This is a genomic window from Mycobacterium sp. E2497 (genome assembly GCF_001668695.1).
Classification (GTDB): domain Bacteria; phylum Actinomycetota; class Actinomycetes; order Mycobacteriales; family Mycobacteriaceae; genus Mycobacterium.
Map to the genome: position 1 here is coordinate 134,289 of NZ_LZKD01000039.1, position 15,689 is coordinate 149,977.

Annotated in this window: 14 protein-coding genes; 8 read left to right on the forward strand and 6 right to left on the reverse strand. The window is 67.4% G+C overall.

Going from position 1 to position 15,689, the window contains the following annotated elements; all coding sequences use genetic code 11:
- On the reverse strand, nt 1–1,512 hold the full coding sequence (locus A5713_RS03620) for an FAD-dependent oxidoreductase (RefSeq protein WP_068092568.1): 1,512 nt from the start codon (nt 1,510–1,512) through the stop codon (nt 1–3).
- Nucleotides 1,513–1,571: 59 nt separating this feature from the next.
- Entirely contained in the window at nt 1,572–2,387 is an 816-nt protein-coding gene (locus A5713_RS03625; protein WP_068092715.1) for a hypothetical protein, read from the reverse strand.
- A gap of 133 nt (nt 2,388–2,520) precedes the next feature.
- On the opposite strand from A5713_RS03625, the gene A5713_RS03630 reads away from it, so the two are divergent.
- From A5713_RS03630 to katG, 3 genes are all read left to right on the forward strand, one after another.
- Nucleotides 2,521–3,783, forward strand: a complete 1,263-nt coding sequence (locus A5713_RS03630; RefSeq protein WP_068092718.1) for an Ig-like domain-containing protein — start codon at nt 2,521–2,523, stop codon at nt 3,781–3,783.
- Nucleotides 3,784–3,878: 95 nt separating this feature from the next.
- Nucleotides 3,879–4,319 (forward strand): Fur family transcriptional regulator, encoded by a 441-nt coding sequence (locus A5713_RS03635; protein WP_082972763.1) that lies wholly within the window; start codon nt 3,879–3,881, stop codon nt 4,317–4,319.
- 34 nt (nt 4,320–4,353) lie between these two features.
- Nucleotides 4,354–6,594 (forward strand): catalase/peroxidase HPI, encoded by a 2,241-nt coding sequence (katG, locus tag A5713_RS03640; protein ID WP_068092570.1) that lies wholly within the window; start codon nt 4,354–4,356, stop codon nt 6,592–6,594.
- A 69-nt stretch (nt 6,595–6,663) separates the two neighbouring features.
- Here katG and A5713_RS03645 read toward each other — a convergent pair whose 3' ends face one another.
- Entirely contained in the window at nt 6,664–7,470 is an 807-nt protein-coding gene (locus A5713_RS03645) for a DUF1906 domain-containing protein (RefSeq protein ID WP_068092573.1), read from the reverse strand.
- A 361-nt stretch (nt 7,471–7,831) separates the two neighbouring features.
- On the opposite strand from A5713_RS03645, the gene A5713_RS03650 reads away from it, so the two are divergent.
- From A5713_RS03650 to A5713_RS03660, 3 genes are read left to right on the forward strand one after another with little or no spacing between them, the layout of a single operon-like run.
- Nucleotides 7,832–9,091 (forward strand): glycosyltransferase family 4 protein, encoded by a 1,260-nt coding sequence (locus A5713_RS03650; RefSeq protein ID WP_068092575.1) that lies wholly within the window; start codon nt 7,832–7,834, stop codon nt 9,089–9,091.
- Nucleotides 9,085–9,843, forward strand: a complete 759-nt coding sequence (locus A5713_RS03655; RefSeq protein ID WP_068092581.1) for a class I SAM-dependent methyltransferase — start codon at nt 9,085–9,087, stop codon at nt 9,841–9,843. Before A5713_RS03650 ends, A5713_RS03655 begins: the two co-directional genes overlap by 7 nt.
- Complete coding sequence (locus tag A5713_RS03660; RefSeq protein ID WP_068092719.1) at nt 9,830–10,906, forward strand: prenyltransferase; 1,077 nt, start codon at nt 9,830–9,832, stop codon at nt 10,904–10,906. Before A5713_RS03655 ends, A5713_RS03660 begins: the two co-directional genes overlap by 14 nt.
- A gap of 9 nt (nt 10,907–10,915) precedes the next feature.
- On the opposite strand, the gene A5713_RS03665 is transcribed toward A5713_RS03660, so the two are convergent.
- Complete coding sequence (locus A5713_RS03665) at nt 10,916–11,578, reverse strand: class I SAM-dependent methyltransferase (protein WP_068092583.1); 663 nt, start codon at nt 11,576–11,578, stop codon at nt 10,916–10,918.
- A gap of 160 nt (nt 11,579–11,738) precedes the next feature.
- Here A5713_RS03665 and A5713_RS03670 point away from each other — a divergent pair, with 160 nt between their 5' ends.
- Both A5713_RS03670 and A5713_RS03675 read left to right on the forward strand, forming a co-directional pair.
- On the forward strand, nt 11,739–12,377 hold the full coding sequence (locus A5713_RS03670; protein WP_197516285.1) for a cutinase family protein: 639 nt from the start codon (nt 11,739–11,741) through the stop codon (nt 12,375–12,377).
- Between the two features lie 620 nt (nt 12,378–12,997).
- Nucleotides 12,998–13,846 carry a family 16 glycosylhydrolase gene (locus tag A5713_RS03675; RefSeq protein WP_067926670.1) on the forward strand — a complete coding sequence of 283 codons (849 nt, stop codon included), beginning with the start codon at nt 12,998–13,000 and terminating at the stop codon, nt 13,844–13,846.
- On the opposite strand, the gene A5713_RS03680 is transcribed toward A5713_RS03675, so the two are convergent.
- Both A5713_RS03680 and A5713_RS03685 read right to left on the reverse strand, forming a co-directional pair.
- Nucleotides 13,804–14,667 carry a TIGR03560 family F420-dependent LLM class oxidoreductase gene (locus tag A5713_RS03680; RefSeq protein WP_067926667.1) on the reverse strand — a complete coding sequence of 288 codons (864 nt, stop codon included), beginning with the start codon at nt 14,665–14,667 and terminating at the stop codon, nt 13,804–13,806. The two genes, A5713_RS03675 and A5713_RS03680, sit on opposite strands and share 43 nt — an antisense overlap.
- Nucleotides 14,668–14,842: 175 nt before the next feature.
- Entirely contained in the window at nt 14,843–15,688 is an 846-nt protein-coding gene (locus A5713_RS03685; protein WP_068092589.1) for an SAM-dependent methyltransferase, read from the reverse strand.
- Between the last annotated feature and the right edge of the window lies 1 nt (nt 15,689).

The following is a 15,689-nucleotide window of genomic DNA, read 5'->3' on the forward strand; positions in this document are numbered from 1 at the left end:
TCAGCTCGCGGCGGTGAGGTCGCGGGTCGCCGGCCCCTCCAGCAGGGTGCCGTCCGGTGCGAACCGCGACCCGTGCAGGGGGCACTCCCACGCCTTGTCGGCGTCGTTCCAGTTCACGATCCCGCCGAGGTGCGGGCACACCGGGGAAACGACATGCTCCGTGCCATCGACACGGCAATGCGCCTCCAGATGCCACGGCGGCCCGCTCACCACGCCGCCCTCGTCGGGGCCGGGGCTCCGCCGGCCGGTGCGCAGCAGGGGGGTGATCCAGCCCTTGGCCAGATCGAGTCCCACCTCGGCATTGAACTGCATGGCGGTGGGCAGCCCGGTCAGCTCGTGCGGGCTCCAGCTGGCGAAGGCTTTGGCCCAGTCCATCCGTCCGCCCAGGATGCGGCTCGACAGGGCCAACGCCGCGGCGGCCCCGTTGGTCATGCCCCACTTGTTGAACCCCGTTGCCACGAAGATGGTTTGGCTATTCGGCAGGATGGGTCCGACGTAGGGCAGCTGGTCGATGGGGGTGTAGTCCTGCGCCGACCAGAAATGTGTCTGTTCGGCGCTCGGGTAGTGCTGGCGGGCCCACGACGCCAGTTCCTCGAGGGCTTTCGAGGGGCTCTTCTTGCGGCCTACGGTGTGGCCGGCCCCGCCGACGATCAGCCGCTCCCCGTCCGCGACGGGCGCATACCGCACCGAGCGCGTCGGCGAATCGGTGGAGATCATCATCGGCCGGGTGATGTTGCCCGGCACCTTGAACGCCAAGCAATAGGACCGGCTCGGCTTCACGCGCGCGAAATATCCGCCGCGATCCAGGATCGGGATACCGGTCGCGAGAACCAGCTGGCCGGCTTCGAGTTCCGCGTCGCGGCGGACCGCGTCGTTGACGTGCACCCGAACCCGGTCCCCGCGGCTTGACACCCGCCGGACCCGCGTGTGCTCGACCAGCCGGCCACCGCGGCCGAGCAGCTCGCCGGCCAGCGCGTCCAGGAACGGCATGGGATCGAATTGCGCCTGGTCGGGCAGGCGCACCCCGCCGTGATACGGGAACGGGACCCCCGCGTCGTCGTCCCAGACCGCGGGCAGCCCAACCGCCTGGCACGCCGTCAGCTCCAGGCGGGCGGACGGCACCCCCTTGGCCGACTGGGCATAGGTGTAGGCGTCCTCACGCTGCACCGCGATGTCATGCGATTGGCAGTAGTCGACCACCCAGTCCTGGCCCTCGCGGTTGCCCTCCACGTACGCACGCGCCAGTTCCGTGCCATGCCTGGGCAGGATCTTCGACAGGTGGGTGCCCTGCAGCAGGCTGATCTTTGCGGTGGTGTTTCCCGTCGCACAGGCCCCCACCGTGCGCGCCTCGAGCACCAGCACATCCTTGCCCGCGCGGGCCAGTAATACCGCCGTCATCAGCCCGGTGATGCCGGCGCCGACGACGATGACATCCGCGGAACGGCGGCCCTTGTCAAGCTCGCTTGCGGCCCAAGGCTGTTCGGCTCGGTTGTCCAACCATAAAGACGTCACGGGTGGGCTAATACCCCCGCGGGAACAAGGGAAACCCCGCCGCGGGCCGGCCGCCCTCGTCACGCCCGCTTCAACCGTGCTCTCGCCGCTTTCACCGATTCCCCCGCGGCACGACTGGCTTCCTTGGCCCGCTCGTAGCCTTGTTCGGCGCGCTCGAGGTCGCGTTCGGCCGTGCGCAGAGCCGCGACGGCCTGTTCACGTCGCTGCCGGGACGCGTCCCGTTCGGCCCGACGCTCCGACAGCCTGGCGTCGGCATCGGCCTTCCGGTGCTCGGCGGCGGTCACCGCTGCGGTCAGTTCTTCCAGCCGCCGCTCCCTGGCCGCGTCGCGCGCGGGCCGCTTCGCGGGCCGCGGAGGGGTCGCCGGCTCCTTCGCCTTTCCTGTCCGCGCGGTCGCCGCCACCGGCGCCGCCGCGCCGAAATCACCGAAACCCGACCACCGCTCGGGGCGGGCCAGCCGGCCGAGCCGCTCCCTCACCTCGCGTTCGGCGATGGCGGCTTGCAGCGTGCTGGTGATGTCGTCGCGCACGGCGGAGGACGGGTTGCTGACGTCGGCCGCTTGCAGTGCTGCCCGCGTGAGTTCGTCGATCAGCCGATGTTGCTCGGCGGACAAGTCGCGGATACGTTGGCCGTCCATCGCGGCGTGCGCGGCGCGCAGCCGGTCCCCCAGGCCCCCCAAGCGCTGTGCGGAGTCGGTGTGCCGCAGTGCGAGTCGGTTGACGACCCACGCCGCGGTGGTCGGTTTGTTGGCCGCGGCGATCCGCTTCGCGGCGGCCTCGTCCCCGCGCCGCTTGGCCGCGGCCGTCAATTTGGTGCGCTCCGCGACGAAATCCTTCGGCGGCGCCCAATAAAGACGGTCGAGTTCGTCGTCGGCCATGACCCCCATGATCCCCGCGCCCGCACGCGCCGGTTTAAAAATCGCACGACCGTGGCACCTGATGGGCAACATCTTCCCGCTGGGCGCTGCCTTCAACCCGGCAACCAGCAGAACGCAAGGATCCAACAGCTCAATGATGCCCACGAACAGTGATCGGCCCGCCCGCCGGATCCTCTGGGATCGCAGGCCGCGCCGGTTGCTGATCGCCGCGCTGGTGATCGTGGCCGTGGCGGGCGTCGTCGTGATTGCGGCTTGCGGTCATCGCAACGCGTCGCCGAAAACCGCAGGACCGGCACAAGTCACCATCACACCCGGCCCGGATGCGCGCAACGTCGATCCACTCGCACCCGTGATGGTCAAGGCCGAGTCGGGGACGCTCACCGACGTCAGCATGGTCAACGAGAGCGGCAAGCAGGTGCAGGGTGTGATGACGCCCGACAACACCGTGTGGAAGCCCACGGTCCCGCTGGGCTATGGCCGCACCTACACGTTGACGGTCAACAGCCGAGGCCCCAATGGCCTTGCGTCGAACCAGGTTTCGTCCTTTTCGACGCTCAAACCGTCCAACCAGACGAAGGTTTCGTTCACCACCACGTCGGAGGCCGCGCTCAAAGACGGCGGGACGTACGGCGTCGGGACGGTGGTCGTCGCCCACTTCGACGAGCAGATCGCCGACCGGGCCGCCGCCGAACGGCAGCTGGCCGTGACCACCGACCCCAAGGTGCAGGGCTCGTGGTTCTGGGTCGACGGCCAAACCGCGCACTGGCGGGCCGAGCACTACTACGCGCCGGGAACGGCCGTCACGGCCGAGGCCAAGATCTACGGAATCGCCCTGGGCAACGGCCTATTCGGGCAAGACGATACCAAGGTGTCGTTCCGGATCGGCGACGCGCACGTGTCCATCGCCGACGATGCCACCAAACAAGTCAGCGTCTTCAACAACGGCGCGTTGATGCGGACCATGCCCACCTCGATGGGTATGGGCGGCACCGAAAACGTCGGCGGAAAGAGCATCTCGCTGTGGACGCCGCCGGGTGTCTACACCGTCCTCGACAAGGGCAACCCCGTCGTCATGGACTCCTCGACATTCGGCCTGCCCAAGAACTCGCGCCTGGGTTACCGCGAAACCATCAACTACGCCACCCGGATCAGCACCGACGGCATTTACCTGCATGAGCTCGACGCCACGGTGTGGGCTCAGGGGCATCAGGACACGTCGCACGGATGCCTGAACCTCAACGCCGACAACGCGAAGTGGTTCTACGACTTCTCGGTGCCCGGCGATGTGGTCGAGGTTCGCAACAGCGGCGGCCCGCCGTTGACGCTGGCGCAGAACGGCGACTGGACGATCAGCTGGGACGACTGGCGCAAAGGCAGCGCCCTGAAGCCGACATGAGTGTGGCGTGACGGAGCCCATTCGTCATCCATAGTTGTGCTCCACTTCACAGTAAACTCTTGACTCGTTCCAGATAAGTGCGTCATATTGGTGCGGTGTCATCGACGGCCGATTACGCGGAACGACTGCGGATGGCCGATCTGCGAGTGACCCGCCCCCGGGTCGCGGTATTGGAGGCGGTGGACGCCCACCCCCACGCCGACACCGAGACCATCTTCTCGGCGGTGCGCGTCGGCCTGCCCGAGGTCTCCCGCCAGGCCGTATACGACGTCCTCAACGCGCTGAGCACGGTGGGTTTGGTCCGCCGGATCCAGCCCTCCGGATCGGTCGCCCGTTACGAGTCGCGGGTCGGCGACAACCACCACCATGTCGTGTGCCGATCCTGTGGCGTGATCGCCGACATCGACTGCGCGGTGGGTGCTGCCCCTTGCCTCACCCCGTCAGACGAGAACGAAATTCTCGACGGCTTCGTCCTCGACGAGGCCGAGGTCATCTATTGGGGCGTGTGCCCCGACTGTTCGACCGCAGGTTCCTAGCTCGCAGCCCAATCACCCCTAAGAAAGGAATGCTGTGTCCAGCGATATCTCCCAAGGCCGGCCGCCCCACGAGGACAGCAAGACGGCCAGCACCAGCGAGAGCGAAAACCCCGCAATCCCCTCCCCCAAGCCGAAATCGAATGCGCCGCTGACGAACCGGGATTGGTGGCCCGACCAGATCGACGTGTCGACGCTGCACCCGCACTCCGCGCAGGCCAACCCGCTCGGCGACGACTTCGACTACGCCGCGGAGTTCGCCAAGCTCGACGTCGAGGCGCTCAAGGCGGACGTGATCTCGGTGATGACCAATTCCCAGGACTGGTGGCCCGCAGACTACGGGCACTACGGAGGCCTGTTCATCCGGATGAGCTGGCACGCCGCGGGCACCTACCGCATTCACGACGGGCGCGGCGGCGGCGGCCAGGGCATGCAGCGGTTCGCCCCGCTGAACAGCTGGCCGGACAACGTGAGCCTGGACAAGGCCCGCCGGTTGCTGTGGCCGGTCAAGAAGAAGTACGGCAACAAGATCTCCTGGGCCGACCTGATCATCTTCGCCGGCAACTGCGCCCTGGAGTCGATGGGATTCAAGACCTTCGGCTTCGGCTTCGGCCGTGAGGACGTCTGGGAGCCCGAGGAGGTTCTCTGGGGCGAAGAGGACACCTGGTTGGGCACCGACAAGCGCTACTCGGGCAAGCGGGACCTCGCCCAGCCTTACGGGGCCACCACGATGGGCCTGATCTATGTGAATCCCGAGGGCCCCGAGGGTAAGCCGGACCCCGTCGCCGCCGCGATCGACATCCGCGAAACGTTCGGCCGGATGGCGATGAACGACGAGGAGACCGCCGCATTGATCGTCGGTGGGCACAGCTTCGGCAAGACCCACGGCGCCGGCAGCGGCGATCTGGTCGGCCCCGAGCCCGAGGCCGCCCCGATCGAACAGCAGGGGCTGGGCTGGAAGAGCTCGTATGGCACCGGCGTCGGCAAGGACGCCATCACCAGCGGCCTGGAGGTCGTCTGGACGCCCACCCCGACCAAGTGGGACAACACCTTCCTGGAGACCCTCTACGGCTACGAATGGGAGCTCACCAAGAGCCCCGGCGATGCCTGGCAGTTCGTCGCCAAGGACGGCGCGGGCGCGGGCACCATCCCCGATCCGTTCGGCGGCCCGGGCCGCGCGCCGACGATGCTGGTCACCGACATCTCGATGCGCGAGTCCCCGATCTATCGCGACATCACCCGGCGCTGGCTGGACCACCCCGAGGAGCTCGCCGATGCGTTCGCCAAGGCCTGGTACAAGCTGCTGCACCGCGACATGGGACCGGTCAGCCGCTACCTCGGGCCGTGGGTTGCCGAGCCGCAGCTGTGGCAGGACCCGGTCCCGCCGGTCGACCACGAGCTGGTCGACGACAAGGACGTCGCGGCGCTGAAGCAAAAGGTGCTCGACTCGGGCCTGTCGGTTCCGCAGCTGGTCAAGACGGCCTGGTCCGCGGCGTCCAGCTTCCGGCGCACCGACAAGCGGGGCGGCGCCAACGGGGCGCGGCTGCGCCTCGAGCCGCAGCGCAGCTGGGAGGTCAACGAGCCCTCCGAGCTGGACAAGGTCCTGCCCGTGCTCGAGAAGATCCAGCAGGACTTCAACGCGTCGGCGTCGGGCGGCAAGAAGATCTCGCTGGCCGACCTGATCGTGCTGGCCGGATCCGCGGCGGTCGAGAAGGCGGCCAAGGACGCCGGCTACGAGATCTCGGTGCACTTCGCGCCCGGGCGCGCCGACGCCTCGCAGGAGAACACCGACGTGGAGTCGTTCGCGGTGCTCGAACCGCGGGCCGACGGGTTCCGCAACTACATCCGCGCCGGCGAGAAGGCGCCGCTGGAGCAGTTGCTGCACGAGCGGGCCTACCTGCTGGGGGTGACCGGTCCGGAGATGACCGTGCTCGTCGGTGGCCTGCGCGCGCTCAATGCCAACCACGGCGGGAGCAAGCACGGCGTGTTCACCGACCGGCCCGGCGTCCTGACGAACGACTTCTTCGTCAACCTGGTCGACATGGACAACGCGTGGAAGACGTCGGAGTCGGCGGAGAACGTCTACGAGGTGGTCGACCGCAAGTCGGGCCAGCTGAAGTGGACGGCCACCGCGAACGACCTGGTGTTCGGGTCGAACTCGGTGTTGCGTGCCCTTTCCGAGGTCTATGCCCAGGACGACAACGAGGGCAAGTTCGTCGAGGACTTCGTCGCCGCCTGGGTCAAGGTCATGAACGCCGACCGGTTCGACCTCAAGTAACGCACGGATACGACGCGACGCCCCGCGGGTTTTCGGCTCGCGGGGCGTCGTGCGTCGTCAGCGGCTCGCTCAGCGCGCGAGATCCCACTGGCCGAAGTCCGGCGCGAGCACGTCGTCGATGTCGACGTTGATGCCGCCGAGGAGCGGACTCGGGTTCGACGGGCTGTTCACCACGGCCTGATACAGCACCGCCGCGGGTTCCCGCGAGCCGTGCGACCACGATTTCGTCTGCCACAACCAGCGGCGCCCCGCGGTCGTTGAGTTTCCGATGACGCCGTCCCGGATCGCCCAGCCGCACGCGTTGGCATGCCCGTAGATGCCGGTGCGGCCTACGCCCAATGCGGAGTTGATCCCCCGAAACCATTGGACGGCAACGCTGTTCCAGGTGTTCTCGTCGATGTCGTCGTCGACGCTGAAGAAGATCGGGGCAGACCCCGGGCCCCCGGCCGCGCCGTGCAACCGTTGGGCCGTCTGGGCATCCGCCACACCGCCGTCGAAGCCGCGGGTGTAATCCGACGGGTCCGGCCAGCCGGGTTTGCCGTACTGAAAGTTGCTGACGATGTGCAGGCCTGCCCCGCGCAGCGCGTCGGCGTACCCGCGGGTGAGCGGTTTTGCCTCGAAGTTGGCTCCCGGCCGCGACTCCGACACGTAGTTCACCACGCCGTCATAGCCCGCCGACTTGATCTCGTCCGGCGAAATCCTGCGCTCGGCGAAATCGATCAGCCGCATGTCGGCGGCGAAGGCCTTCCGGTCGTTGAGGGGCGCGGCCGCCGCGCTCAGACCGAGCAGCACCGGTGCGGCGGCGAACTTGAATACGTCGCGCCGCGATACCGATCGTCGCGCGCCGCATTCGCCCGGTGCGGCCGAATCCTGCACGGGCGTGATGCTAACAAACGGCTCGAAAACGGGGCTAGGACGCCGTGAAGCGGGCGGCGCGGCTCCCCTGAAGCGTTCGCACAGTCCATGGCTCGGTAGTGCGCATCGGGCTGTGTGCGCGGGAGGCGGGGCGAACGGGTCAATCCCCTTCGGGGCCGGGTGGCATGATCTTTTGCGTGCCGGATTTCCGTCAGAGCGATTACGCGGCAGCCGGTGACGTGCGAGCTCGTTGCGCTCGATTAGGTAATCGAACTATAGTCTGGACACATGTCCAGTTTGCTGTCACGGAGCTCGGGAGTCCGTTGACCGCGATGGGTTCGGCGTTGTTCCGCGGTCATTCACCAGCAAAGAAGAGTTGAGTATGCGAATTGCCCTGCTGTCCTACCGTAGTAAAACCCATTGCGGCGGACAGGGCGTCTACGTGCGCCATCTCAGCCACGGTCTGGTGGAACTCGGTCATGACGTCGAGGTGTTCTCCGGTCAGCCGTATCCGGACCTGCTCGACCCGCGGGTGCGGCTGACCAAAGTGCCGAGCCTGGATCTCTACCGCGAACCCGACCCGTTCCGCGTGCCACGGCCCAGCGAGATTCGCGACTCGATCGACCTGTTGGAACTGCTCACCACGTGGACCGCGGGGTTCCCCGAACCGCGGACATTCACCATGCGCGCCGCGCGGTTACTGGCTGGCCGGGCGGCCGATTTCGATGTCGTGCACGACAACCAGAGCCTGGGCACCGGGCTGCTCAGGATCGCCGGCACGGGACTGCCGGTGGTGGCGACGGTGCACCATCCCATCACCCGTGACCGGGTGCTCGATCTGGCCGCGGCGCGTTGGTGGCGAAAACCGTTGGTGCAGCGATGGTATGGGTTCCTGGGGATGCAGCAGCAGGTGGCGCGCCAGATCCCGGACCTGCTGACCGTTTCGTCGTCGTCGGCGGCGGACATCGTCAGCGACTTCGGGGTCTCGCCGGAGCAGCTGCACGTGGTGCCGCTGGGTGTGAACACCGAGCTGTTCAAGCCGGGGTCGCAGCCCCGGCATCCCGGGCGGGTCATCGCCATCGCCAGCGCGGATACCCCGCTCAAGGGTGTGCGCACCCTGCTGCAGGCGGTCGCGCGGCTACGCACGATCAGGGATCTCGAGCTGCGGCTGGTTGCGAAGGTCGAACCCAACGGCCCGACCCATAAACTCATCGCCGAGCTCGGCATCTCCGACATCGTCCACATCACCAGTGGGCTTTCCGACGCCGAGCTTGCCGCGCTGTTCGCGTCGGCCGAGGTCGCCTGCATTCCCTCGCTCTACGAAGGGTTTTCGCTGCCCGCGGTGGAGGCCATGGCCAGCGGCACGCCGATCGTGGCCAGCCGGGTGGGCGCCCTGCCCGAAGTCCTCGGCGCCGACGGCGCGTGCGCCGAACTGGTGCCACCGGCCGACGTCGACGCGCTCACCCGCACGCTCGGTGACCTGCTGGACTCGCCGGAGAAGCGGCGGAGTCTGGGCAAGGCGGGACGAACCCGTGCGGTCGACGTGTTCAGCTGGGAGGCGGTGGCCGCTCAAACCGTCCGGGTGTACGAGCGGGCGATCGCACGCAACACGGCCGCGGCTGAAGGCGAAGCGCCATGCTGACCGTCGATTTCGACCGGCTGCGGGTCGGGCCCGCGACCAAGGTCATCGACGTCGGGTGCGGGGCCGGCCGGCACGCCTTCGAGGCGTATCGGCGCGGCGCGGACGTGGTCGCGTTCGACCGCGACGCGGACGAATTGCGTTCGGTCGACACCATTCTGCGCGCGATGGCGGAAGCCGGCGAGGCGCCCGCCGGGGCGTCGGCGAAGGCGGTGCTCGGTGATGCGCTGAAATTGCCGTACGCCGACGAGACGTTCGACTGCGTGATCGCATCGGAGATCCTCGAGCACATTCCGCGCGACGACGCCGCCATCGCCGAACTGATCAGGGTGCTCAAAGTCGGCGGCACCCTGGCGGTCAGCGTGCCGCGCTGGCTGCCGGAGCGGGTGTGTTGGCTGCTGTCCGACGAATACCACAGCAATGAGGGCGGCCACGTCCGCATCTACCGGGCCAGCGAACTACGCGACAAAATCGTCGACGGTGGAATGCAATTGACGCACGCCCACCACGCCCACGCGCTGCACTCCCCCTTCTGGTGGCTGAAATGCGCTGTGGGCGTGTCGAACACCGACCACCGCGTCGTGTCCGCGTACCACAAACTCCTGGTGTGGGACCTGATGCAGCGGCCGAAGATCACGCAGCTGGCGGAATCGCTACTCAATCCCCTGGTCGGCAAGAGCGTGGCGATGTACTTCGTCAAACAGCCGGCGGCCGAAAGCCCAGCGACCGTGGGATGTGCAGTTGCATCGGTCTAATCCCCCATCGGTCCCGGGCGTCCTCAGTCCCGAGCAGTGCCGTCAAACCGCGGCGTCGATCGCAGCCCTCCAAGAACCCTCGGGAGCCATCCCCTGGTCTGAGGGCGGTCACACCGATCCGTGGGATCACGTCGAGTGTGCGATGGCGCTCACCGCCGCCGGGTTGCTGGAACCGGCGCGCGCCGCGTTCGAATGGAGCCGCCGCACGCAGCGCGCCGACGGCTCCTGGCCCATCCAGCTGCGCGCGGGGGTGGTCGAGGACGCCAACAGCGACAGCAACTTCTGCGCCTACATCGCTACCGGTGTCTGGCACCACGTGCTGGTCACGGGCGACCAGCGCTTTGCCACTCAGATGTGGCCGGTCGTGCAGAAGGCCATTGACTTCGTCATCGATCTGCAGGTCGGTTATGGCGAGATCTGTTGGGCCCGAAGCGAAGCCGGTCCCCTGCAGGAAGCGTTGTTGACCGGCTGCGCGAGCGTTTTCCACAGCATCCGGTGCGCCCTGGCGCTCGCCGCCCTGGTCGGCGAGCCGCAGCCGGAGTGGGAACTGGCCCTGGGCCGCCTCGGGCACGCGATCGCCGCTCACCCGGAGGTGTTCACCGAAAAAGACCGCTACTCGATGGACTGGTACTACCCCATCCTCGGTAGCGCCTTGCGGGGGCCGGAGGCGGCCGCGCGGATCAAGCAGCGGTGGGACGACTTCGTGGTCGGCGGCCTCGGCATTCGGTGCGTGGTCGACAGACCCTGGGTTACCGGCGCCGAGACATGCGAATTGGTCATGGCGCTCGATGCCATCGGCCAGCGGTCGGCGGCGCACCGGCAGTTCGGCGCGATGCAGCATCTGCGCGAACAAGACGGCTCCTACTGGACGGGGCTGGTTTTCGCGGACGGGAAGCGGTGGCCCGAGGAGCGCACCACGTGGACGGGAGCGGCGATGATCCTGGCCGCGGACGCGCTGTCGGACACCACGGCGGGCGCCGGGATCTTCCGCGGCCACGGACTGCCGGTGGGCTTGCAGACGGACTTCGACTGCGAATGCGTCGCCGCCGGCCCGGGTCGGTGACGGTCGACTCTAGATCGCTTCGCCCGGCTGCCCGCTGACGCGTTCGAGCACCCGGAGCGAGCCCGTGGCCGAAACCTCGCGGAACTGTCCGGAATCGATTGCGCGACAGTAGATGTAATACGGTGGCCGGCCGCCATCCTTTGGGTCGGGGAACACGTCGTGGATGGCCAGTCCACCGCCGACGGCCACCCACGTCGCCCAACCATCGAAATCCTGGTTGGCGGCGGCCTCGCTGTGGCCGCCGTCGATGAACAAGAACTGCAGCGGCGACCGCCAGCCGGCGGCCACGACCGGCGACTTGCCCACGACGGCGACGACGTGGTCGGCAAGCCCCGCGGCATCGAGCGTGCGGCGGAATGTCGGCAGCGTGTCGAACAGCCCCGTGACCTCGTCGACGAGTGAGGCGTCGTGGTACTCCCAACCGGGCTGGTGCTCTTCGGAGCCGTGGTGGTGGTCGATCGTGTACAGCACGCCGCCCGTCTGCTGGGCCGCCGCACCCAGCAACAGGGTGGATTTGCCGCAGTACGTGCCGATCTCGACGCCGACGCCGTTGCCGAGATATCGCAGGGCGGCGTCGTAGAGCGCGCGGCCCTCGTCGGCGGGCAGGAAACCCCGCACCTGCTCGGCCAACGCAAACAAGCGCTCGGGTGCGCTCGCATCGACGTGACTCATCAGATGAACCTATCGTTTCCGGCGACAGCGCCGGCGCGGTGGTCGTGGTGGCGATCAGGAGTGTTCACAAAACGTAAGCCCAGCGGCCCGGGCGGGACCGCTTTACCATCATGCTGTGCGCCGCCCCTCGCCCGTTCGTAGCTGTGTTGCTGTTGTCCTCGTGCTTGTCCTGGCCGTGGGCGGGCTGGTATTGCCCGCCGCGGTGCCGTCGTCCGGCATCCCGAGCGCCGCCGCGGCCAGCTGCCCCCCGGTGCAGGTGGTGTTCGCCCGCGGCCGAATGGAATCGCCCGGACCGGGAGCGCTGGGCAACGCGTTCATCAGCGCGCTGCGATCCAAGGTCAACAAGAACATCGGCGTGTATGCCGTCAATTACCCGGCCGACACCGAGGTCGCTCAGGGTGCCAACGATATGAGCCGCCATGTTCAGGACATGATCACCAATTGCCCCAACACCCGGCTGGTGCTGGGCGGTTACTCGCTGGGGGCGGCCGTCACCGACGTTGTGCTCGCGGCGCCCATTGGTGCGTTCGGATTCGACAGCCCTTTGCCGCCGGGCGCCGATCAGCACATCGCGGCCGTGGCGTTGTTCGGCAACGGAAGCCAGTGGGTGGGGCCGATCACCAACTTCAGCCCGATCTACAACGACCGGACCATCGAGTTGTGCCACGGCGCCGACCCGATCTGCAACCCGGCGGACCCGAACACCTGGAAGGCGAACTGGCCGCAGCACCTTGCCGGTGCCTACATCGATGCGGGCATGGCCAACCAGGCCGCCGACTTCGTCGCCGGGAAGCTCTGAGACACGGGAGAGTCGCTCCCGGCCAATAGGCGACGCTCCGATTTGATAGCGCCGGCGCTATCGGATTCGCGAATCAGGGAAATGATCAACCGTCTGGTCACTCGGGTGGCCAACGGGCGCGCTATGCGCAATTTTGCGCTATTACGTGCGAATATTCAGGCCGGAGTGTTGGTGCTCGAGTACAGCTTGAAGTCGCGGATGAGCGGAATGACCTCGCCACCGGGAATCGCGGCGTGCTGCCGGGCGCGGAATGCCGGGTGACGGCGCATCGCGTCACGTCGTTCGCGTTCGTGACGCTGCGCCGCGGTCCATAACGGATGGGACTGAAGGAAAATAACCGTCGCTCCCGTTGTATTAGCCACGATCGTTAACTCCTCTCAGTACAACCCGCATTAGCTACACCCGGTGGTTATCGGCTTGTGATCTCAGAATGCCCGGCCGATCCTGAGACCAAACCACCCGTGAAGTTGAGAATTAGCCATGAATTTCGACTAATCGTTCAACCACCGCCGTGCCGGCGTCCGTGCTGGCCCGCCGGGTATCCGAAACGGTAGCGGCGACCACCGACACATTTCTGTGTTTCGGCTCCGTACGCCGGCGGCTGCTATGGTCCCTTGCGTATGCCCAAGATGGATCGCCGACGCATGATTTTGACGACCGGGATCGGCGTGCTGGCAGCCGCGCTGCCTGCGCCGCAAGCCCTGGCCCAACCCTCGGGACGGGATTCGCCCGCGGACCGCCCGCCCGCTCCCGCGGCGCCCAGCGGCCAAACCGGCACCTACGTCTTTCACGACGAGTTCGACGGTCCCGCCGGCTCGGCACCCGACGCCTCGAAGTGGACGGTGGCGAAGGCCCGCGAGACGATCAAAGACCCGACGTACTGGGAACAGCCCGACCACATCGGGCAATACCGCGACGACCGGCGCAACGTCTTCCTCGACGGCAACTCCAACCTCGTGCTGCTCGCCGCCAAGGACGGGCCCACCTACTACAGCGGCAAGGTGCAGAGCCTCTGGCGCGGCGGAGTCGGCCACACCTGGGAAGCTCGCATCAAACTCAACTGCCTGACCGCCGGCGCCTGGCCGGCCTACTGGCTGGGTAATGATGACCAGGGCGAGATCGACGTGATGGAGTGGTACGGCAACGGCAGCTGGCCCTCGGCCACCACGGTCCACGCGAAAGCCAACGGCGGCGAGTGGAAGACCCACAACATCGCGGTGGACAGCGCCTGGCACACCTGGCGCACCCAGTGGGACGAGGCCGGAATCCGATTCTGGAAGGACTACGCCGACGGGGCCCAGCCGTACTTCGACGTACCGGCGAGCGCGCTGCCCGATTGGCCCTTCAACGCGCCGGGCTACACCGTCTATCCGGTGTTCAACCTCGCGGTGGCGGGCTCCGGCGGCGGCGACCCCGGGCCCGGAAGCTATCCCGCCAGCATGCTGGTCGACTGGATACGGGTCTGGTAGTCGAGGGCCCGGCAGCGTTCGAGCAGTGCCGTCGTTGGCGCCTCCCGGAACGCCAGCACCATGTGCTCGCAGCCGAGTTGCTCGAATTCGGGCAACAGCGCGAGTTGCTCGTCCACCTGACCGGGTTCCGCCGGGTGTAGTGACACCTGTGCGGAGCGCTCGATCTCGCCCGGGTCGCGTCCCACGACGACACACGCCTCAGAGAGCCGGCCGTTGACTGCGCCCCATCGTTCTGGCCCCTCGTGTCCCGGCATGTTCCACATGTCCGCGTGACGTGCGATGACGCTCAACATCTTCGGTTCCGTGCCGCCGATCACGATCGGCGGGTGCGGGCGCTGCAGGGGCTTCGGTTCGCAGAGCGCGTCTTGGAGGGTGAAGAACCTCCCCTTGAAGGTCACCGATTCCTCGGCCCAGAGCCGACGGATCACGGTCAGCGCCTCGTCGACCATCGCGACGCGGGTGCCCGGGCCGGGGAACGCGATCCCATAGCCGCGATGTTCGGCCTCGTGCCATCCGGCGCCGATCCCGAAGTTGAGCCGCCCGCCGGAGATGTGGTCGACGGTGACCGCCATCTTGGCGAGGATCGCGGGGTTCCGGTACGTGACACCGGGTACCAGGCAACCGATGCGCGCCTGTCGGGTCACCACGGCCATAGCGGCCAGCGCGGTCCATCCCTCGAAGGTGGGGTCGGTGTGTTCCATCGGCCCGTAAAAATGGTCGTAATCCCACACCGTGTCAAAACCGAGGTTGTCGGCGATGCGCCACAACTGCTCGAGTTCGGGATATTTGAAACCCAGGTCGAATTTGACCGTGATGCGCATGCGGCGATATTAAGACCGGCGCCGCGCTGCCGCAGGCGCAAAGGGCCAGATCCCCGAATTGTCGTGCGGGCGTAAGGTGCCAGACCTGCCGCATTAACCGTAGGCAAGTGCGACACGAGCGCTAGCAGACGCAAATCAGTTGTGCCGGTGGCCAACTGGTTCCTTTATGCCCGGCTCAATGGGTAAGCAGGGCCACCGCGCTCCACACTCTGCCGCCCGGGTGACGCGGATCCGGCTGGGGCAGCCAGGCCAACGGGCGCATCCACACCGGCAGGCGGTGAAACCGGTGGGCGGCCGCATATAGCGCCTCCACCTCGACGGTGCGCCAGCCCAAATCTTCGAAATACGCCAACCCGTTTTCGGGTGCGAACTTGAACGGGGCGTTTTGCAACATGCCCGCCATTTTCTTGTTCATCATCTTCTTCAGGCCCGGCCCGGCGAAGTCGAGCATCCACCAGGCGACCTCGGGCCGCGTAATGGCCGCCGACAGCGCCGCGACGTCGCCGTCCTCGAGATACATCAACAGGCCCTCGGTCAGTACCAGCGCCCTGGCGGCGCCGCGCAGGGCCTCGTCGAGGAAGGCGTGGAGGGCGGCGGGGTCGGCCAGATCGACAGCGACACGGGTCAGCCGGCACCGCGGCGCCTCGTCGGCGAGTAGCTGCGTCTTCTCCGCGAGCAACTTCGGCAGATCCGCCTCCACCCACGTGAGTTCGGCCGGGAGGTCCAGCCGATAGGGCCGGGTGTCCAAACCGGCCGCCAGGTTCAGCACTCGGTCGCAGCCGTCGCTGATCGCTTGCGCGATCGCGTCGTCGATGAGTTTGGTCCGCGCGACGAGCCACCAACCGTTGCGGGTCGACCGCGGGACCTTGGCGACGATTTCGCGACCGTGTTCACCGGCCAACCGGTCGGCGAGCGGGTCGTTGAACAGTGCATCGGGCCGGGCGGATTCGGTTGCCCGGTGCAGGGCGGTCCATCGGGCGGTATCGGAAACGTGGGTGATCGTGTGCTCGGGGCTCGACATA